We start from the raw sequence: 20,445 nt of genomic DNA, 5'->3' as shown, positions 1-20,445 counted from the left end.
CGTCGCAAGAGCGGCATGGCTCGGGCATCCAGTCGTAACCGCGAAAACGGTTGAAGCCGAACGAGTCATACCAGATGTGCTGCATGCTGTGATCGCGCACGTTGGGAAACTGCACCGGCATCTGGCGGGCACCATGGCAGGGCAGGGCGGTGCCGTCCGGGGTGACGGTCAGGAAGATGCTGCCCCAGCCGTTCATGCAGGCTTTCGGGCGTTCTTCGTAGTAGTCCGGAGTGACGAAAATCAGCTTGCACGGATGCCCTTCGGCTTCCAGCTTGGCCCGGTATTCGTTGGTGATGCGTTCGGCGCGCACCAGTTGCTCCTTGGTCGGCAGCAGGCCAACACGGTTGAGCTGCGCCCAGCCGTAGAACTGGCAAGTGGCGAGTTCGACGAAGTCAGCCTCCAGCGCAATGCACAGTTCGATGATGCGGTCGATCTTGTCGATGTTGTGCCGATGGGTGACGAAGTTCAGCACCATCGGATAGCCGTGGGCCTTCACTGCACGAGCCATTTCCAGCTTCTGCGCAAAGGCCTTTTTCGAGCCCGCGAGCAGGTTGTTCACTTGCTCGTCGCTGGCCTGAAAACTGATCTGGATGTGATCAAGCCCGGCCTTTTTGAAGTCGCTGATTTTCTGCTCGGTCAGGCCAATGCCGGAGGTGATCAGGTTGGTGTAGAAACCCAACTGCCGCGCTTCACGGATAAGTTCGGCCAAGTCCTGACGCACCAGCGGTTCGCCGCCGGAAAAGCCCAATTGCGCCGCGCCCATCTCCCGCGCTTCGCGGAACACCTTGATCCATTGCTCGGTGGTCAGCTCTTTGCCCTGCTCGGCGAAATCCAGTGGGTTTGAGCAATACGGGCATTGCAACGGGCAGCGGTAGGTCAGCTCGGCGAGCAGCCACAGCGGCAGGCCGACTTGCGGTTTGGCCGGCAGATCAGCCAAGGGTGAGCCAGTGTTGCTCACGGGCAACCTCCATGAATTGCTCGACGTCGTCACCGAGCTCGGGCACGCCGGGGAACTGCTTGTCGAGTTCGGCAATGATTGCCGCGACATCGCGCTCACCGTCAATCAGGCCGCCAATCAGCGCGGCCGTTTCGTTGAGCTTGATCATGCCTTCCGGGTACAGCAACACATGGCCCTTTTGCGCCGGTTCGTACTGGAAGCGATAGCCCGGGCGCCAGCTCGGCACTTTGCTGCGGTCGAAATTCATAAGGTAATTCCTTTATGCCAGACCCGTTGTTCGGTCACGCTGTGATACGGCGGACGGTTCAGTTCGTAGGCCATGCTCATGGCATCGAGCATGCTCCAAAGAATGTCCAGTTTGAACTGGAGAATTTCCAGCATGCGCTCCTGGCCTTCGCGGGTCTTGTAGTGCTCAAGGGTGATCGCCAGCCCATGCTCGACGTCACGCCGCGCCTGACCGAGACGGGTGCGGAAGTATTCGTAACCGGCCGGGTCGATCCACGGGTAATGCTGCGGCCAGCTGTCGAGGCGCGACTGGTGGATCTGCGGCGCGAACAGTTCGGTCAGCGAGCTGCTGGCGGCCTCCTGCCAACTGGCGCGACGGGCGAAGTTGACGTAGGCATCGACAGCGAAACGCACGCCGGGCAGCACCAGCTCCTGAGAACGCAATTGGTCTGGGTCGAGGCCAACAGCCTGGCCCAGACGCAGCCAGGCTTCGATGCCGCCATCTTCACCGGGTGCGCCGTCGTGGTCGAGCAAGCGCTGAATCCACTCGCGGCGGATTTCCCGATCCGGGCAATTGGCAAGGATCGCCGCGTCTTTCAGGGGAATGTTCACCTGATAGTAGAAGCGGTTGGCGACCCAGCCCTGAATCTGCTCGCGGGTCGCGCGGCCTTCGTACATCGCCACGTGGTAAGGGTGGTAGATGTGGTAGTAGGCGCCCTTGGCGCGCAGGGCCGCTTCGAATTCGGCGGGGGACAGCGGGGTGTCGGTCATGTCTGTTCTCCGGGAACAACCCTGGAAATCTCTGGTGTCTGTGCTGGCCTCTTCGCGAGCAGGCTCGCTCCCACAGTTGATCGCATTCCATTGTAGGAGTGAGCCTGCTCGCGATAGACCGCGCAGCGGTCTCGATTGCTTAAAGCACGATACTCATGCCATCAAACGCTACTTCAACGTCACGCCGCGCAAGTTCGGCACGCTCCGGCGAATCCTCGTCGAGGATCGGGTTGGTGTTGTTGATGTGGATAAGCACCTTGCGTTGCTCGGGCAACTGCTCCAGCACTTCGAGCATGCCGCCGGCGCCGTTCTGTGCCAGATGGCCCATCTCGCGACCGGTGCGGGTGCCGACGCCACGGCGCTGCATTTCATCGTCATCCCACAGCGTGCCGTCGACCAGCAGGCAATCGCTGTCCGCCATGATTTCCAGCAACGGCGCATCGACCTTGCCCAGTCCCGGCGCGTAGAACAGCTTGCCGCCGGTGCTGAGGTCTTCAACGATCAAACCGATGTTGTCGCCCGGATGCGGATCGAAACGGTGCGGCGAATACGGCGGCGCGGCGCTGCGCAACGGTAACGGTGTGAAACGCAGGTTCGGGCAGGCCGCTACGGTGAAGCTCTGGTCGAGCTCGATACGGTTCCAGTCCAGCCCGCCATTCCAGTGGGTGAGCATTTTGAACAAGGGAAAACCGGTGCTCAGGTCTTCGTGAACCATGTCCGTGCACCAGACCTGATGCGGGCAGCCTTCGCGCAGGCTGAGCAGGCCGGTGGTGTGGTCGATCTGGCTGTCCATCAGGATGATCGCGCTGATGCCGGTGTCGCGCAGGGCGCGGCCCGGTTGCATCGGGGCGAAGCTTTGCAGTTGCGCGCGGATGTCCGGCGAGGCATTGCACAGCACCCAGTTAACGCCGTCATCGGAAATGGCGATGGACGATTGGGTACGGGCCTTGGCGTTCAGGCTGCCGTCGCGAAAGCCTGCGCAGTTGACGCAGTTGCAGTTCCACTGCGGAAAACCGCCACCGGCGGCCGAACCCAGAATCTGGACGAACATGAACGCTCCATCATTTCAACGCGGAAAATAAAACGCCTCGGCGAGCCGAGGCGTTGCACTGCGATTCTGCGTGAGCAGAACTCAGCGGCTGGCGAAGTACATGGTGACTTCGAAGCCGATACGCAGGTCGGTGTAAGCAGGTTTGGTCCAGGCCATGAGATGTCTCCTTCTGAGGGTTGGGATAGCGCTATCCATAGTTATAGTCCACGGCAGCGCGGTGATGTTCCAATTAGTTAGGCGGCTATGTTACTCAAAATTTCAACGCCGTGACCCGTGAATCTTTGAGAAAGCTCCTTGCAGCCTCGGTAATGATCAGTTTGTCACTTGCCACGGCGCGTCCGGCATCGATTCATTGGCCAGGCAATGCCAGCCGCCCTCGGCATTGATCAGGCGCTGCGCAGCGGCCAGCAAAGCCTGGCGATCGAGTTGCCGGATCGCCGTGACCAACTGCTCCCGGTAATCCGACGAATGGCCGGCAAGTTTGCCTTGCCAGAGGAGTTCGGCGGCATCCTTGGTGGACAGTGTGGTGTCGTCGAACTGATCGGCGAGGCTTTGACGCTGTTGCTCGAGGCTTGCTTCATCGAGCGTTTCGATCAACGCGGGAATGCCGTTGAAAAACTCCTGAATATATTCGAGCAACTCGGCGGCCGAAGTCGTCGGCGATTGCACGCCAAACACAATCGCGGTCCTGCCGTGCAATTGACGCAGCGCGCTGAACACGGCGTACCCCAATTGCAGTTCGACGCGCAGGCGCTGATAGAAAGGCGTCTGGCACAACTGAGCCACAAGGCGCCACGCCGCTTCGTCAGCAATATCGCGGCTGGCTGTCGGGCAGATCAGCAGCAAGGCGTGTTCGCTGGAGGCGGTGTTGATCTGGCTCCAGTGGTACTGGGCTTGGGTGATCGGTATCACCGGTAGCTGATTGTCCGGTGTGCCGGGAATGCGGCTCAGCGCCAGGCCCAAGGCTGATTGGGTTTGTTGGTTAAGGCCTAGAGCGAGGCCGTCCCAGCGCGAAGTTGTCCACAGCTGATTGGCCTCATCGCTGGTTTCAATCGTGGGCAGGCATTTTTCCGGCAACGCTTCGAGTAGTTGGCGGATCGGCATCGACGGTATCTGCACCTCGTCGCGCGGCGAATCGGCGTCGATCATCGTCAGACATTTCAGCGCATGCTCGAGGATGCTGGGCATCGGTTCCTGTAGTCCGGTCATTTTCAGCAGGCATTGGTTACCTGCGGCGCTGAAAGACAAGTCCACTCCGGCTTGGGACGCATCCTGTCGGGTCTGGTGCAGACTGCGCTGCAATCTTGAGCGCAGATCGGCGCTGGCCGCCGTCTCGCCCTGCCAGCGCAGGTAAATCGCGCCCTCATCGCTGTTGTCCGGCAGGGCCAGGCTGAACTGCATCGGCGATCGCTCGCGACGACTGCGCGAGCGATCCTGGGCGAAGGTGCGCAGGCCACGGTGGGCGCTGGTCTGGCCGCGAATCAGCCCGGCGTTGGCCAGCGGTTCACTGGCGCGCAAGAAAGGGTTGGCGGCGGGCAGATGCCAATGATCGCTGAAGTTATCCACAACGCCGATTTCGCGAAGGATGTGCTCAAGTGCGGCAGCGCCGGATTCGGACAGGCCGAATGCTTGCTGCTCGATGTCGGTTCGCGCCAGTTGCAATGCGCCGCTGACTTGCTGCTGGCGCTGAAGCAGGGCGGCGTATTCCTCGCGCAACGGCGTCCAGTCCTGACGGGCGAAGAAGCTCAGCCAATCCAGCAGCCGTTCGTGAATGGCGTTCAACTGCTCGCCGTCGGCATGGAATTGAAGATGCAGCAGCGCTTGGCCGGCGAACTGGTAAAGCGGCGTGGCTTTCAGGCTGTCAGCCAGATTCTGTTGATGCAGGTATGCGAGCAATCCACCAGGTTTTGCGCTATTCAACCAATGACAGAGAAAGGCCATCGCCTCGGCGGATGACTCGGACAACGCGTCGAAAGCAAATAACAGGTTCGCGTGAGCGCCGACCTGTTGGTAACTTTTCACTGCCAACGGTGGCGGTGCGGCCTGGGCAACTTTATCCCCAACCGGCAACACCGCTGCGAATTGCTGCGCCAGCTCCCGAAGCTCATCGATACTTTGCGATCCGACCAGACTGAGGGTCATTTGCCCGGTTCGATAAAAGCGCTGATGGAAGTCTTGCAGCGCCGACTGAAACCCTGGCGATTCGACCTGCAAGCTGCCCCGATTGCCCGCATGAAAACCGCGCAACGGATGCTCCGCTGGTAAACCTTCATACAAGGCAAACTGCTGTTGCGCTGTCGGATCCTGCGACCAGGCGACAAACTCCGCCTGCAGCACTTCCCGTTCACGCAGTTGATCGTCCAGATTCATCCGTGGCCGGGCGAGCATGTCTGACAGACGCTCGAGCCCCGCGCTGAAGGACGACACAGGCAACTCGAAGAAAAAGTCCGTGGTGCGCTCGCGGGTGCTGGCATTCACCTGCCCGCCGTGACGTTGCACGTAGGCCATCAGCCCTTCGTCTGTGGGAAAACGCTCGGTGCCGAGAAACAGCAAGTGCTCGAGAAAATGCGCCAGCCCCGGCCATGCCAGCGGCACGTCATGACTGCCGGCCGCCACGCGCAACGCCGCAGCGCTGCGCTTGAGACCGGGCACGTGGCGCAGGGTCACGCGCAGGCCGTTGGCCAGGGTTTCAGAGTGGGGGCGGGGATGAGTCGGCGCAGGCATGGGCACTTCCAGAACAGTGAAGTGCCCATGCTAGCGGATTAGCGGCGGTTGAGCGCGCCGTAAAGCTCCGGGCGGCGATCGCTGAGATAGCGATTGGCCTGGCGTGAGTCGTTCATCAATTGGCGGTCCAGTTCACCGACGATCAACGCTTCGTCCAGACCTGCCAGGGCGATGCGGCTGCCGTCCGGCGCGGCAATGCTGCTTTGCCCACAGTACTGAATATCGCCTTCATGGCCGCAGTAATTGGCGTAAGCCACGTAGCACTGATTTTCGAAGGCGCGGGCACGCACGGTGACATCGGCAACGAAATCGAACGGAATCATGTTGGCCGTCGGCACCACAATCAGCTCGGCGCCGGTCAAGGCCAGGCGCCGCGCGTTTTCCGGAAACTCCAGGTCGTAGCAGATCAGGAAGCCGAGCTTCCAGCCGTTCAATTCAACCACCGGCAAGTCGGAGTCACCGGGGCTGAACATCGACCGGTCGAGATCGCCAAACAGATGCGACTTTCGATAGTTGCACAGGCGCTCGCCGTGGGCGTCGATCAGTTGCACGGCGTTGTAGATCTGCCCGTCGGCGGTGCGCTCCGGATAACCGTAAACGATCGCCAGACCCGCAGCCTTGGCAATCCGGCCGATCTGCTGCGCCCATTCACCGTTGTAGACCTCGGCCAGCGTGCTCACCGCTTCGGCGCCGATGTTGTAGCCGGTCATGAACATTTCCGGCAGCACCAGCAGGTCGGCGCCCTTGGCCTCCATCGCTACCTGATGCAGGCGCTGCAGGTTGGCGGCGGGGTCCAGTGGCAGCGGTGGACATTGGTAAACGGCTACGCGCATCGGGGTATCCTCTTACTCGGGCAGGGCGATAGGGCCGATGTCTTTGAACACATCACCCGGGCCCGGGTTCTCTTTATGTGTCGAACCGCCGAAATGTTTCATGATGCCCCACACCGCGTTGAGCGAGGTCTGCACCGCGCCTTCGACCCACGCCGGGGTCCACGACACGTCGTCGCCGGCGATGAAAATCCCGCGCTGCTCGGCCGGCATATCGTCCTGCATGAAGTGCGCATACATGCGCTGGTTGTAGCGGTAATGGCCGGGCAGGGCGCCCTTGAAGGCACCGAGGAAGTACGGATCGGCTTCCCACGACACGGTGATCGGATCGCCGATGATCCGTGCGGCGATGTCGACTTTCGGGTAGATCTTTTTCAGCGCGTTCAATGCCAGTTCAACGCGTTTTTCTACCGGATGCGGGAGCATTTTCAGCGCGTCGCTCATCCACGAGTAAGACAGGCAGATCACTCCCGGCTTGTCGTCGCCGTTGTCGAACAGATAGGTGCCACGGGTCAGGCGATCGGTGAGGGTCATGCTCATCACATCGCGGCCGGTCTCCGGATCCTTGTCCTTCCAGAATGGTCGGTCGACCATCACGAAGGTTTTCGACGACTGCATGTAGCGCGTGCGGTCGAGGGCCATCCACATCTTCTGCGAGAACAGGGTTTCGTCGCATTCGATCTGAGTGGTCAGCAGCCAGCTCTGGCAGGTTGTCAGGACGGCGGCGTATTCGCGGGTGTCACCGTTGTTGTCGGTTACGGCGAAACGGCCTTGCGGTGCGTGGGCAATCTTCTTCACACCGGAACGCGGTGCGCCACGGTGCAGGGATTTCAGGCTGGTGCCGGCCGGCCAGTGCACGCAGCGCTCCGGCACATGGCGCCAAATGCCCTGTGGCACCTGCTCGACGCCACCGACCACCAGGTGCTGGTGATCGTCGCAATTGGTCATTACCACGCGGAAGATTTCCAGCATCGAATTGGGAAAGTCCGAATCCCAGCCGCCGGTGCCGAAACCGACCTGACCGAACACTTCGCGGTGCTGGAACGACAATTTGGCGAAGGCTTTCGAGGTGGCGACGAAGTCGTAAAAGGTCCGGTCGTCCCACAGCGGCACCAGCTTGTTCCACAACTCTTTCAGGCGCGGCACATCGCGATCACGGATGGCTTGCTGGATGTCGGAGAACTGCGAACCGGCTTCCAGCGCATCTGCCCAGGCGTCAGCCACTTCCTGAAACAATGCAGGAAGATCCTTCAGGCTTTCGGCGTAATAGGTTTCGCCCTCCAGATCGATCACGGTACTGCCAGACGCGCCGGTCAGCGGGTTGGGGAAGGGCTTGGTTTCGAGGCCGAGCTTGTCGACGTAGTGGTAGAACGCTGTGGAGGAGACCGGAAAGCGCATGCCACCGAGCTCGGCGACGATGGCATCGGTGCCGTTGAATGCCTGCGAGCGCAGACGACCACCGAGTTTCGACGCCTCGTACACCACCGGCTTCAAACCGAGTTTCATCAGTTCATACGCAGCCACCAGACCGGCAATACCCGCGCCGACAATCGCCACCTCAGCGCCATGGTGCTGCTCGGGAATGCTGCCCAGGCCGGCGGGATGCTCGATCCAGTCGTCAAACGCGAACGGAAAGTCCGGACCGAAAATGGTGACTGGTTTTTTTCCGTCTGCAGGATGGCGATTGTTCTTGTTCATGGCTGACCTTATTGGCGACCCGACGCAGGATTCGCGTCTGAGTATAGGAAAAGATGCCAGCCATTCTAGGGAGCGTGGAGCGCGTTAATAAGACGCAATGTGTCGTCGTTTTGCCTGATTGTTGTGCAGACTGACGATTGTGGGCTGCATACCGACCAAAAAATGGGAGCGAGCCCGCTCGCGAAGCGGCTCAGCCAGAATGCCCGGCCAATGCTCAGACCGGCTGCCCGCGATCAATCTTGCTGCTCAGAATGATCGAAGTCGTGGTTTTCTCCACCCCATCGACGCTGCCAATCTGATCCAGCAACTGATCGAGCTGCTCCGGCGAATCGGTGCGCAACCACGCGACATAATCAAACTCGCCACTCACTGCGCACAACTGCTGCACCTGCGCCATCGCACTCAAGCGCCGCAGCACGTCCTTGCCGGAACGCGGCTGCACCTTGATCCCAACGTAGGCCTGCAAGCCACCATCGACCACACGCTGACCCAAGCGCACGCCATAACCGGTGATTACCTTGGCCTTTTCCAGGCGGGCCAGACGCGACGTCACCGTCGTGCGAGCAATGCCTAGCTGACGGGCGAGCATGGCCACGCTTTCGCGGGCGTTGATTTGCAGCGCGGCGATCAGTTGGCGGTCGATTTCGTCGAGGATGGGTTGGCGGGTGTCTGGCAAGGGGGACTCCGGTGGCATGGGACAATCAGGTTAAGGATGGTACAGGGACAATCGCGTTGGGGCTTTCTGCGTTCTCTCAAACGGATTTTCCTGCGCAGTTCCAGAACGTTGCGCCCGCCGAGACGAAACCCAACCACTCGCCCACAAAAAAGCCGCGCATCAAGCGCGGCTTTTCAATTTGGTGGGCCCACACGGACTTGAACCGTGGACCAAAGGATTATGAGTCCTCTGCTCTAACCAACTGAGCTATAGGCCCTCAGTAGGCCGCGGATTATAGCGACGGTTTCGCGGCTGTGCTATCCGAAAAATCCGATACGGTTACATGCAGAAACGTCGCGGCGAATTCCTCCGGGGGCAGCGGCAGGCTGACGATGTAGCCCTGTATCTGTTCGCACCCTTCAGCAGCGAGGAATTGTTGTTGCGCCTGTGTTTCCACGCCTTCGGCAATCACGGTGAATTGCATGCTGCGACCGAGCGCGATGATGGCGCGTACGATCGCTGCGTCGTGGGGGTCGTCAGGCAGTCCGCGGACGAAGGATTGATCAATCTTGAGGATGTCCAGCGGCAGGCGTTTGAGGTAGCTGAGCGAGGAGTAGCCGGTGCCGAAGTCGTCGATCGCCAGTTGCACACCGAGGTGTTTGAGTTGGTGTAGCACTGCCAGCGCCTCTTCGGCCTGACTCATGATGAAATTCTCGGTAATTTCCAGTTGCAGTAAATCCGGCCTGAGGCGGTTGTCCTTGAGCAGTTGTTCGATGCGCACCAAGAGGTTGGGCTGACGCAATTGCGCACCGGCGAGGTTTACCGAAAGCGGACCGAGCGGTTGGTAGATCTCGTTCCACTCGAACATCTGCCGGCAAGCGGTCTCCAGCACCCAGTCACCGATCTGCAGGATCATGCCGTTTTCTTCCGCGAGCGGAATGAAATGCTCGGGCGGCACGTCGCCGAAGGTCGGGTGACGCCAGCGAATCAGCGCCTCTGCACCGACCAGACTGTGATCGACCAGGCTGATTTTCGGTTGGTAATAAAGAAACAGCTCATCACGCTCGATGGCACGGCGCAGTTCGTGCTCCAGCGCTATGCGCTCGCTGGCCTGGGCGGTGAGGTCGCGGGTGTAGCTTTCGACGCGGTTACGCCCCTTGGCTTTGGAGCGGTACATCGCCGCGTCGGCGTTTTTCACCAGCGTGGCCACGTCGCAACCGTCGCGGGGATAGAGGCTGGTGCCGATGCTGGCGCTGATAAAGAACTCGTGTTCGCCGGCCTGGAACGGCGCACCGAAGCAGTTGAGCAGTTTCGTCGCGATGTTGTCGGCGTCGCTGGCTTGCTGCAAGCCTGGCAACAGGATGATGAATTCATCACCGCCCAATCGCGCGACCGTGTCGATATCGCGCAGTTGTTCTTTCAAGCGCACGGCGATGCCCTTGAGCAACAGGTCGCCGACCGGGTGGCCGAGGCTGTCGTTGATGTGTTTGAAGCGGTCGAGATCGAGAAACAGCACCGCGCCCTGGCCGCCATTTTCCTGCTGGCTGGTCAGGGCCATTTGCAGACGGCTTTCGAACAGGGTGCGGTTGGGCAGGCCGGTGAGCGGATCGTGGTGAGCCTGGTAATCGAGCTTGGCCTGGGCATGCTTGAGGCTGGAAATATCGGCGAACACCGCGACGAAGTGAGTGATGAACTTGTCGCGATTGCGCACCGCGCTGATGGTCAGCCAGCTCGGGTACAGCTCGCCGTTCTTGCGCCGGTTGGAAATCTCGCCTTGCCAGTGTCCCTCGTCGGTCAATTGATGCCACATCGCAGCGTAGAAAGCGCTGTCATGCAGCCCTGACGCCAGCAAGCGTGGCGTGTGGCCCAGTGCTTCGCTTTCGCTGTAACCGGTGATTTCGGTGAAAGCACGATTGACGGCGCTGATGTGTTGTTGAGTATCGGTGATCAATACGCCCTCGGCGGTGCTCTCGAAAACGGTCGCGGCCTGCTGCAGTTTTTCCTGCATGAGATGGCGTTCGGTGATGTCGCGGGCGATGGTCAGCATGCAATCCTCGTCGCCAATCGGCAGCGGTCGACTGGACACTTCGCACAGGCGAATCTGCCCGTCGCTGCGACGGATGTGGCATGTGAAGTCGCGGACGAAACCGTCGCGTTGCAGCAGGTCGAGCATCTGTTTGCGTTCGTTGAGGTTGACCCAGATACCCAGATCCAGCGTCGAACGATCCACTGACATGGCGCTGTTGAAACCGGTGATGCGGCTGAAACCTTCGTTGACCTCCAGCAGCAGGCCGTCGCTCTGGCGCGACAGCAACAGGCCGTCGGGCGACGCATGGAAAGCCTTGGCGAATTTCTCTTCAGAGGTTTGCAGTTGCTGTTGGGTTTCCTTGAGCTGGCTGATGTCGCGAACCACCACCACCAGCGCCGGGGTGGTATCGAGGTCGAAAGGCTCGGCGGAAATCAGCCCGGTGAAGACTTGGCCGTTGTTGCGGCGAAAGGGCATTTCCAGATTACGGATGCTGCCGGCCTGCAAACGCTGCAAGAGGCCCGGCCCGACCCCGGGAATGCCCCAGATATTGAGATTGGTGGCGGTCTGCCCGATCACCTCCTCGGCCCTGAGGCCGATCTGCTCTTCGAAGGCCTCGTTGACCTCCAGCAGGCAGCCGTCGGACAGGCGTGCAATCACGAGAATGTCCGGGCATTGCTCGAACACTGACGCGAACTTCTGCTCGGACAGCCGCAGCGCTTCTTCGGTGCGTTTGATTTCGCTGATATCGATCATCAACCCGCGCATCACCGGTTCGTGGCCATGCTCGATCAGGCTGACAATGTCGCGCACCCACAGGCAGCGGCCGTCAGCGGTGATCACGCGATAATCGACGATGTGATCGCGGCCCTGGCGCAGCGCTTCCCTGCAATAGTTCTGCGTGCGGGTCAGGTCGGCCGGATGAATGATGTTGTGCCAGAAACCCGGAATCAGCCAGTGAGACTGTGGATACCCGAGCAAGTCTTCAGCATGGGGCGAAACATAGCTGTAGGTGAAGTCGCTCATCCGCGCTTCCCAGGCGATGGCCGACAAGCTCTCTACCAGGCCACGGTAGTGATATTCGCTACTGCGCAATTCCTGTTCGAGGTCGATGCGCCGGCTGATTTCCGAACTCAGGCGGCGGTTGATGCGAATCACCACGGCGAGGATCGTCATCAGCAGCAACAGACCGGGCAGACCGTACATCAGCAGGTCCGACCAGAACGTGCGGTGGTCGAGCACATTACCGACCCAATGTTCCTGGATGCTGCTGATTTCCGCCGGCGTCATGTCGGCGAGGACTTTATCAAGTATCCCGACCAGCACCTTGTTGTCGCGGGGCACGGCCATCGCCAATTGATAGCGATATGGGGTTTCGCCGCTGACGTAGAGGCCGTCGAGCTTGAGCTGGCGCAGGCTCCACACGCTGGAAGCGAGATCGCCGACCACCGCGTCCACTTCATCGGTCGCCAAAGCTTGCAGCGCCGAGCTGACATTGGGCATGGCGACCAGATTCAGATCGGGGTGGTGAGTGCGCAGCAGTTCGTGGGGGGCGTAGTTTTCCACCACGGCGATTTTCAGACCGTACAGGTCGTCGAGTTTGCGCGGCTGGGCGCCGCCGACATGAGCAAGGATGACGATCGGGAAGTCGAGGTACGGCCGGGTAAATGACAGGTAATTCTGGCGCTCCGGCGTGGACATGATTCCCGGCAGCAAATCGATTTTGCCTTTTTTCACCTGCTCCAGCACCACCGTCCAGCTTGCCGGTTCGATCGGCGTCAGCTTGATCGCCAGGCGTTGTCGAATCACGTCGATATAGTCAGCGGCCAGACCCTGATAGCGGTTCTGATCGTCACGAAATTCGAAAGGCGGCCACGACGCGTCGACACCCAGGCGCAAGTCAGGGTGAGCCGCCAGCCAGCTGCGTTCTTCATCGGTGAGAGTCAGCGCGTCAGCCGTGGCGGTGCAGATCATCAATGACAGCAGAAAAAGCACGGGCGCCAGTCTGGGCATAACGCTCTCGTCACGGCTTGGGGATGATTGTTTCGAGTGTAGACGGGGTACGCGGCGGGGAGGGCGGAGCGGGGAATTTAATCTGCCATAAAACAAAACCCCCGGCCTGGGCCGGGGGTTCTGGTATCACTCGTCGAGGAAGGAGCGCAGATGCTCGCTTCGCGTCGGATGGCGCAGCTTGCGCAGCGCCTTGGCTTCGATCTGACGAATCCGCTCACGCGTTACGTCAAACTGTTTGCCAACTTCTTCGAGCGTATGGTCGGTGTTCATGTCGATACCGAAACGCATGCGCAGTACCTTGGCTTCACGGGCAGTGAGGCCGGACAGCACTTCGCGAGTCGCTTCCTTCAGACTTTCCACCGTGGCGACATCGATTGGCGACTGCATGGTCGAGTCTTCGATGAAGTCGCCCAGATGGGAGTCTTCGTCATCACCGATCGGGGTTTCCATGGAGATCGGCTCTTTGGCGATCTTCAGTACCTTGCGGATCTTGTCCTCAGGCATTTCCATGCGTTCGCCCAGCTCTTCCGGAGTCGGTTCGCGACCCATTTCCTGCAACATCTGCCGGGAAATACGGTTGAGCTTGTTGATCGTCTCGATCATGTGCACCGGAATACGGATGGTGCGGGCCTGGTCGGCGATCGAGCGAGTGATCGCCTGGCGGATCCACCAGGTGGCATAAGTCGAGAACTTGTAACCGCGACGGTATTCGAACTTGTCCACCGCTTTCATCAGGCCGATGTTGCCTTCCTGGATCAGATCGAGGAATTGCAGGCCGCGGTTGGTGTACTTCTTGGCGATCGAGATCACCAGACGCAGGTTGGCTTCAACCATCTCCTTCTTCGCGCGGCGGGCCTTGGCCTCACCGATCGACATGCGACGGTTGATGTCCTTGATTTCTGCGATGGTCAGGCCGGTCTCGGTTTCCAGCGCAATCAGCTTCTGCTGGCAACGGATGATGTCCGGCTGCACGCGACCGATGGCTTCGGCGTACTTGCTCTTGCCTTTGGCCAGGGCGTCGGACCAGCTTTCGTCGACTTCGTTACCCGGGAACTGACGCAGGAAATCGGCGCGCGGCATACGTGCATCACGTACGCACAGCTGCATGATCGCGCGCTCTTGCTGACGCAGACGATCCAGGGCACTGCGCACACGCTCGACCAGGGCTTCGAATTGCTTCGGCACCAGTTTGATCGGCATGAACAGCTCGGCCAGAGCCAGCAACTCGGCAACCGCTGCCTTGTTGTGACGACCGTGCTTTTTCAGGGCCTTGCGGGTGATTTCCATCTGGTCGGCGACGGCGCCGAAGCGCTGCGCAGCGATGACCGGATCCGGACCACTTTCGGCTTCTTCTTCGTCATCGGAAGATTCGGCATCATCGTCGTCGGTGTCGTCGTCGGCCTTGACGGCTTTCGGGTCAACCGGCGGCGGCACTTCTGCCGCAGGCGGCGCGATGCCGTCGTCCGGGTCGATATAACCGCTCAGGACGTCGGACAGGCGACCACCTTCGGTGGTGACGCGGGTGTACTCGGAGAGAATGTGGTCAACCGTGCCAGGGAAGTGCGCAATTGCGCTCATCACTTCACGAATGCCTTCTTCGATCCGCTTGGCGATTTCGATTTCGCCTTCACGGGTCAGAAGCTCGACCGTACCCATTTCACGCATGTACATGCGCACCGGGTCAGTGGTGCGACCGATATCGGTCTCCACCGCCGCCAACGCAGCGGCTGCTTCTTCCGCAGCGGCCTCGTCGGTATCGGCGTCGGCCAACATAAGGGCGTCCGCATCCGGAGCACTCTCGTGTACGGGGATCCCCATGTCGTTAATCATGCGGATGATGTCTTCCACCTGCTCCGGATCTGAAATATCCTCGGGCAGGTGGTCGTTGACCTCGGCGTAAGTCAGATACTTCTGCTCACGACCCAGTTTGATCAACTCAATAATACGAGACTGCTGTTGCGCTTTTCCGGACATAACACCCTATCCACTGAAGGTCTTGGCGGGCAAAAAACAAGCCGAGGATTATACCTGAGCTATGACCTCACGCGCCAGTTGAGGTCGGGTTTGATGCGGAAACATTGCGACTTAAAAGGTCGCGCAGTTGATTTTTCTCTTCGACGCTCAGTTCGCTTTGCCGCGCTTTCCTGAGTAACTGTTCGAGATTTCGCTCGCGTTGGCGGGCGGACAAGCTAGTAATGGTGTCGAAAAACTGTTGTTCAAGGTTATCTCCGTCAATCAGCCATTCCTTTTCTGCCAGCGCCTTGAGCAAGCGACCCTGTTCAGTTCCGTGCCATCGCGCGATCAACTGAAATGAGTTTAGCTTGGGATTCTTCTGTACGGCTTCGAGCAGCGCCACAAGCAACTGGGCGTTGGTCTGATTTTCATCGGCAATGTGCCCGGCGTCTTCGACGCGCTTGGCCAGTTGCGGATGATGGAGCAATGTTCTCAATGCCGTCAGGGTTGGCGATTCAACGCCAATCGGCGTGCGCGGGCGCTGCTGTTCACGATCGCCACCACGCTTGCCGTGCTTGTCCCACGGTTTCTTGTCCCACTTCTTGCCGCCGGCGCCGGGTTTCTTCGGCGTCCATTCCTGCTGCGGCACGTACATGTCCTGTGCCTGCGGCTGATGGTAGTCGCTGTAATCCGGCATGGCGTCGTAATCGAAGCCCGGATCGTAGGCGGGCGGTGCTTCCTGCGGCGCACTCTGAACCAACTGGCTGACGGTCTCGCTGCTCAGGCCCGTAATCTCGGTCAGTCGCTGACGCATGAGGATGCGCAGGTTCGCTCCCGGCACCTTGTCGATCAATGGTGCGGCGAGGGTGGCCATGTGCGCCTTGCCCTCAAGCGAGCGCGGGTCGGCTTCTTCGGTCAGTTGCTGGAAAAAATAATCGGCCAGCGGCTGCGCGTGCTGATTGATGCGCGCCTTGAATGCGTCGGTGCCTTCGGCGCGAACCAGAGTGTCCGGGTCTTCGCCTTCGGGCAAAAACAGGAACCGCGCGCGACGACCGTCCTGCAGACACGGCAGGGTCGCTTCCAGTGCGCGCCACGCGGCGTTGCGGCCCGCCTGGTCGCCGTCGAAGCAGAACAATACGTTCGGCACGACGCGAAACAGGCGCTTGAGGTGTTCTTCGCTGGTTGCGGTACCCAGCGTGGCGACGGCATTGCGCAAGCCTTGCTGAGCTAGGGCGATGACGTCCATGTAACCCTCGACAACGATGATTTCATCGAGGTTGCGATTGTTCTTGCGTGCTTCATAAAGGCCGTAGAGTTCCTGGCCTTTATGGAATACCGGGGTTTCCGGTGAGTTCAGGTACTTGGGCTTGTCGTCGCCCAGTACGCGACCGCCGAAGGCGATGATCCGTCCACGGGTGTCGCGGATCGGGAACATCACGCGATCGCGGAAGCGATCGTAGCGCTTACCGGTTTCGGCGTTCTCGATCAGCAGGCCGGCTTCGATCATGGCCTTCTGTTGCAGGGTGTCGCTGCTCAGATGCTTGAGCAGGTTGTCCCAGCCTGGCGGCGCAAAGCCGAGGCCGAAATCCCGAGCGATCTCGCCAGTCAGGCCGCGGCCCTTGAGGTAATCCACCGCAGCCTTGCGCGACGGATGGCTCTTGAGTGCCTGCCGGTAAAAATCAGCGGCGGCGGTGAGCAGTGGATACAGCGGCGAATCGGTCGGCTGACGCGGCTTGCGCTCGCGGCCGCTTTCTTCGCGGGGGATTTCCATGCCGGCGGCTTTGGCCAGATCTTCGACGGCCTGGGGGAAGTCCAGGTTGTCGTGATCCATGAGAAAGCCGAGGGCGTTGCCGCCGGCGCCGCAACCGAAGCAGTAATAGAACTGCTTGTCGGGGCTGACGCTGAACGACGGGGTTTTCTCTTTGTGGAAAGGGCAGCAGGCGGTGTAGTTCTTGCCGGCCTTCTTCAATTGCACGCGCGAGCTGACCACGTCGACAATGTCGGTGCGGTTCAGCAGGTCGTCAATGAAGCTCTGGGGAATCAGCCCGGCCATGGCGTTCTCGTCGTCTGCGCTGCAATAAATCTGTTGCGACAGGCTGTCGGACGCGGGCCATTGCTGGAAACGCACAAAAAGTGCGGCTCGACCGATGTCGTCTGCGTGATCGCTGTCGGGAAGTGTATCTGCCGAAAATCCACTGACGTTAGTACCTATCAGTCTTCGACTATGTGAAAGTGTTGCGCTGAATCCGCTGACGGCCGGTTGTCGGCCTCGGATAGCTCAATAAAGCGGGCACGCATGCAGGTGCCTTGGGCTGATCGTCGTAAGAGGAATCAGTGGGTGTGCTCGTCAGTAGCCTTGAAAGGCTCGTCAGAAAAGACGTGCACCGCTGGCAAAAGAGCCAGGCCTGACGCGGTGAAGCAGATTTGTCTCGGTCGCATCGGCGGCGTCGACGGTGAAGCATCAAGCGTTTTACGCAAATGCCATTAGCCCGGCTGAGGGCCGGGCTTAGGCAAGAAGCTTGCTACGAACGTCTGTGGATTAGTACAGACGAACGGCGCGGCGCTGTTCGCGCTGAACTTTCTTGGCGTGACGCTTAACAGCGGCTGCTGCTTTGCGCTTACGCTCAGAAGTTGGCTTCTCGTAAAATTCGCGGCTACGAACTTCAGCCAGTACACCGGCTTTTTCGCAGGAGCGCTTGAAACGACGCAGAGCTACGTCGAAGGGTTCGTTCTCTTTTACTTTGACGGCTGGCATCCAGAGCTACCTTCATTCATTACCGGGGTCAACATCCTCGCGGCAAAAGAGCACTTGAAGACGTCGGTTTTTAAGGGTTGCGGATGTTAACCCCTCATCGCTCGGAATGCAAAGCCTCTGATCGAAAACCGCTGGTCGGGGCATCAAGTGGCGACTATTATGCGCGCCTTCGAATTCAGCCTAAACAAGGCGCAAACCCATGCTAGTACTGGGATTAGAAACCTCCTGCGACGAAACCGGCGTCGCATTGTATGACAGTGAACGCGGTCTGCTGGCCGATGCGCTGTTCAGTCAGATCGACCTGCACCGCGTCTATGGCGGTGTGGTGCCGGAGCTGGCCTCGCGTGACCACGTCAAACGCATGCTGCCCTTGATCCGTCAGGTGTTGGCCGAGGCCGACTGCGTGCCGACCGAGATCGACGCAATCGCCTACACCGCAGGTCCTGGCCTGGTCGGCGCGCTGCTGGTCGGTGCGTCCTGCGCGCAGGCGCTGGCGTTTGCCTGGGGCATTCCGGCGCTTGGCGTGCACCATATGGAAGGCCACTTGCTGGCACCGATGCTGGAGCCGAAACCGCCGCAATTCCCGTTCGTCGCTTTGTTGGTTTCCGGTGGTCATACACAGCTGGTTCAGGTCGATGGCATTGGCCAGTACAGCCTGCTCGGCGAGACGCTCGACGATGCGGCCGGTGAAGCCTTCGACAAAACCGCAAAGATGATGGGCCTCAATTACCCCGGCGGGCCGGAAATCGCCAAGCTGGCCGAGAAGGGGGTCGCAGGACGTTTCACTTTTCCGCGTCCGATGTGTGATCGCCCAGGTCTGGACTTCAGCTTCAGCGGCTTGAAAACCTTCGCCCTCAACACGTGGCAGCAATGCGTCAGCGCCGGGGACGACGGCGAGCAAGCCCGTTGCGACATCGCGCTGGCATTCCAGCAGGCCGTGGTGGAGACTTTGACCATCAAGTGCAAGCGCGCCCTGAAACAGGCAGGCATGAAGCGGCTGGTGATTGCCGGCGGCGTCAGCGCCAACAAGGCGTTGCGGGTTTCGCTGGAAAAGATGCTCGGCGATATGAAGGGCGATGTGTTCTATGCGCGCCCGGAGTTCTGCACCGACAATGGCGCGATGATCGCGTTTGCCGGTTGCCAGCGCCTGAAGGCTGGTCAGCAGGAAAGTCTGGCAATCACCGTGCAGGCACGCTGGCCAATGGAGCAGTTGTCGGCGCTGTAATGAGCGACGCTCATGAACGGCAGTCAGAAATGCCGTTCGCGCCCGGCAAACAGGTCGCGTAGATTGCCGCGATGGCGCCAGACAATCAGCAAGGTCAGCGCGCTCATTGGCAGCAAGGCTTCCGGCTCCTGCCAGGCCAGCAATGGCAGGGTCAGTGGCGTGGCAATCAGCGCCGCCAGCGAGCTGGTGCGGGTCAGGTAGAACGTCAGCAGCCAGGCGCACACCGCCAGCAGCGCGGCGGGTGGATACAGGCCGAGCAGCATGCCGGCGGCAGTGGCAACGCCTTTGCCGCCGCGAAAGCGAAAGTACAAAGGGAACAGGTGACCGATCACGGCGCACACGCCAATCCAGGCCTGATCCTGCAGTGAGAGGCCCGCGCTCGAGCCGATCAGCACCGGCAGCAGGCCTTTGCACAGATCACCGAGCAGGGTCAGGATCGCCAGTTTGCGACCGGCCAGGCGCAGCATGTTGGTGGCGCCGGCATTACCCGAGCCACTCATTCGCGGATCCGGATTTCCGGTCAGGCGGCTGAGCAAAATGGCGAAGGACAGCGAGCCGAGCAGGTAGGCGAGAATCGCCAGTAACCAAAACATGCTAACTATTCCGGGCGAGGACGCCCTGATTCTAACGGCGCATTGCGCCCTTGTCGTGCAGCGGAGAGAAGTGCTTGGACAGAGTGTTTATCGAGGGCCTGGAAGTCGACACCGTGATCGGTGCCTACGACTGGGAGCGTGGCATCCGTCAGTGCCTGCGTCTTGATCTGAGCTTCGCCTGGGACAATCGCCCGGCTGCCGCCGGTGACGACCTGACTCTGGCGCTCGATTACGCCAGTGTTTCCACGCGCATTCAGGCCTTCGCCGAGCAGGCGCAGTTCCAGTTGGTCGAAACCTTTGCCGAGCGTCTGGTTGAAGTGCTGATGGCCGAATTCAAGATCACCTGGGTGCGACTGAAACTGACCAAACCGGGCGCGGTGCCGGCGGCCAAGGGCGGTGTGGGTGTGGAGATCGAGCGCGGATGTCGCTGACTCAGGTCTACCTCGGGCTCGGTAGCAATATCGAGCGCGAAACCCATTTGCGCGCCGGTCTCGATGCGCTGGCCACGTTCCTGGTGGATATCCGTTGTTCGGCGGTGTTCGAGAGCCAGCCGGTGGGCATCAAGAGCGGGCCGTTCTTCAATTTCGTGGTCTCGGCCTACACCGATCTGCCGTTGATGGAGCTTGATCGCCGCTTGAAATTCATTGAGGCGGATAACGGTCGCTATGCCCCGGATCGCAAGGGCTTGCCGCTGGATATCGACGTGCTGCTGTATGGCGATCTGGTGGGTAATTTTGATGGATTGATGCTGCCGCGTGCGGAAATCCTGAAAAATGCCTTTGTGCTGTGGCCACTGTCGTTGATTGCGCCGGATCGGTTGCATCCGGGGGTGGGCCAAAGCTTTGCGACGTTGTGGGCTGAGGCGCAAATTGATCAGGTGTTGGCGCCGGTTGCGTTCGAATGGCGGGGGGAGCAGCTCACGCCTTCGGAGTTGCGGTGATATCAAATGCGCTTTCGCGAGCAGGCTC

General features: G+C 60.2%; 17 protein-coding genes and 1 tRNA gene. 3 read left to right on the top strand and 15 right to left on the bottom strand.

Going from position 1 to position 20,445, the window contains the following annotated elements; all coding sequences use genetic code 11:
- From pqqE to rpsU, 14 genes are all read right to left on the bottom strand, one after another.
- The coding region (gene pqqE / locus D8U71_RS12865) for a pyrroloquinoline quinone biosynthesis protein PqqE (protein WP_130887903.1) at positions 1-958 on the bottom strand (958 nt) is incomplete at its 3' end.
- Positions 930-1,205 carry a pyrroloquinoline quinone biosynthesis peptide chaperone PqqD gene (gene pqqD, locus D8U71_RS12860; RefSeq protein WP_071173824.1) on the bottom strand — a complete coding sequence of 92 codons (276 nt, stop codon included), beginning with the start codon at positions 1,203-1,205 and terminating at the stop codon, positions 930-932. The genes pqqE and pqqD, both read right to left, overlap by 29 nt.
- Positions 1,202-1,954: a pyrroloquinoline-quinone synthase PqqC gene (pqqC, locus tag D8U71_RS12855; protein ID WP_042606685.1), complete on the bottom strand. Its 753-nt coding sequence runs from the start codon at positions 1,952-1,954 to the stop codon at positions 1,202-1,204. Before pqqC ends, pqqD begins: the two co-directional genes overlap by 4 nt.
- 139 nt (positions 1,955-2,093) lie before the next feature.
- Complete coding sequence (gene pqqB / locus D8U71_RS12850) at positions 2,094-3,005, bottom strand: pyrroloquinoline quinone biosynthesis protein PqqB (RefSeq protein WP_125925506.1); 912 nt, start codon at positions 3,003-3,005, stop codon at positions 2,094-2,096.
- An 81-nt stretch (positions 3,006-3,086) separates the two neighbouring features.
- Complete coding sequence (gene pqqA, locus D8U71_RS12845; RefSeq protein ID WP_003444522.1) at positions 3,087-3,161, bottom strand: pyrroloquinoline quinone precursor peptide PqqA; 75 nt, start codon at positions 3,159-3,161, stop codon at positions 3,087-3,089.
- Positions 3,162-3,317: 156 nt separating this feature from the next.
- Complete coding sequence (pqqF, locus tag D8U71_RS12840) at positions 3,318-5,729, bottom strand: pyrroloquinoline quinone biosynthesis protein PqqF (RefSeq protein ID WP_130887902.1); 2,412 nt, start codon at positions 5,727-5,729, stop codon at positions 3,318-3,320.
- A 38-nt stretch (positions 5,730-5,767) separates the two neighbouring features.
- A complete protein-coding gene (locus D8U71_RS12835; RefSeq protein WP_071173821.1) occupies positions 5,768-6,562 on the bottom strand; it encodes a carbon-nitrogen hydrolase family protein in 795 nt (264 codons plus the stop codon).
- A 12-nt stretch (positions 6,563-6,574) separates the two neighbouring features.
- Entirely contained in the window at positions 6,575-8,257 is a 1,683-nt protein-coding gene (locus D8U71_RS12830; protein ID WP_016772878.1) for an NAD(P)/FAD-dependent oxidoreductase, read from the bottom strand.
- A 214-nt stretch (positions 8,258-8,471) separates the two neighbouring features.
- On the bottom strand, positions 8,472-8,933 hold the full coding sequence (locus D8U71_RS12825; RefSeq protein ID WP_016772879.1) for an Lrp/AsnC family transcriptional regulator: 462 nt from the start codon (positions 8,931-8,933) through the stop codon (positions 8,472-8,474).
- Positions 8,934-9,112: 179 nt separating this feature from the next.
- Positions 9,113-9,189 (bottom strand) — tRNA-Ile (locus D8U71_RS12820).
- A gap of 15 nt (positions 9,190-9,204) precedes the next feature.
- Positions 9,205-12,951, bottom strand: coding sequence for a bifunctional diguanylate cyclase/phosphodiesterase (locus D8U71_RS12815; RefSeq protein WP_123443836.1), 3,747 nt, complete (start codon positions 12,949-12,951; stop codon positions 9,205-9,207).
- Positions 12,952-13,077: 126 nt separating this feature from the next.
- The gene (gene rpoD / locus D8U71_RS12810; RefSeq protein ID WP_024014550.1) at positions 13,078-14,925 is read right to left on the bottom strand and encodes an RNA polymerase sigma factor RpoD; all 1,848 of its coding nucleotides are present in this window, start codon (positions 14,923-14,925) and stop codon (positions 13,078-13,080) included.
- Between the two features lie 67 nt (positions 14,926-14,992).
- Complete coding sequence (dnaG, locus tag D8U71_RS12805; RefSeq protein WP_130887904.1) at positions 14,993-16,957, bottom strand: DNA primase; 1,965 nt, start codon at positions 16,955-16,957, stop codon at positions 14,993-14,995.
- A gap of 486 nt (positions 16,958-17,443) precedes the next feature.
- Complete coding sequence (gene rpsU / locus D8U71_RS12800; protein ID WP_002551877.1) at positions 17,444-17,659, bottom strand: 30S ribosomal protein S21; 216 nt, start codon at positions 17,657-17,659, stop codon at positions 17,444-17,446.
- 199 nt (positions 17,660-17,858) lie between these two features.
- Between rpsU and tsaD the strand changes: the two genes are divergently transcribed.
- Positions 17,859-18,884 (top strand): tRNA (adenosine(37)-N6)-threonylcarbamoyltransferase complex transferase subunit TsaD, encoded by a 1,026-nt coding sequence (gene tsaD, locus D8U71_RS12795; RefSeq protein ID WP_016772883.1) that lies wholly within the window; start codon positions 17,859-17,861, stop codon positions 18,882-18,884.
- A 23-nt stretch (positions 18,885-18,907) separates the two neighbouring features.
- On the opposite strand, the gene plsY is transcribed toward tsaD, so the two are convergent.
- The gene (gene plsY, locus D8U71_RS12790) at positions 18,908-19,477 is read right to left on the bottom strand and encodes a glycerol-3-phosphate 1-O-acyltransferase PlsY (protein WP_125925519.1); all 570 of its coding nucleotides are present in this window, start codon (positions 19,475-19,477) and stop codon (positions 18,908-18,910) included.
- Positions 19,478-19,551: 74 nt separating this feature from the next.
- Between plsY and folB the strand changes: the two genes are divergently transcribed.
- Positions 19,552-19,908: a dihydroneopterin aldolase gene (folB, locus tag D8U71_RS12785; protein WP_016772885.1), complete on the top strand. Its 357-nt coding sequence runs from the start codon at positions 19,552-19,554 to the stop codon at positions 19,906-19,908.
- Positions 19,899-20,417 (top strand): 2-amino-4-hydroxy-6-hydroxymethyldihydropteridine diphosphokinase, encoded by a 519-nt coding sequence (gene folK, locus D8U71_RS12780; protein ID WP_130887901.1) that lies wholly within the window; start codon positions 19,899-19,901, stop codon positions 20,415-20,417. The genes folB and folK overlap by 10 nt, the downstream gene beginning before the upstream one ends.
- The last annotated feature ends 28 nt before the right edge of the window (positions 20,418-20,445 follow it).

It is taken from the genome of Pseudomonas sp. Sample_21 (assembly GCF_004307525.1).
GTDB lineage: Bacteria > Pseudomonadota > Gammaproteobacteria > Pseudomonadales > Pseudomonadaceae > Aquipseudomonas > Aquipseudomonas atacamensis.
The sequence above is the reverse complement of the archived record's forward strand: the minus strand, read 5'-3'. Positions and strand labels throughout refer to the sequence as shown.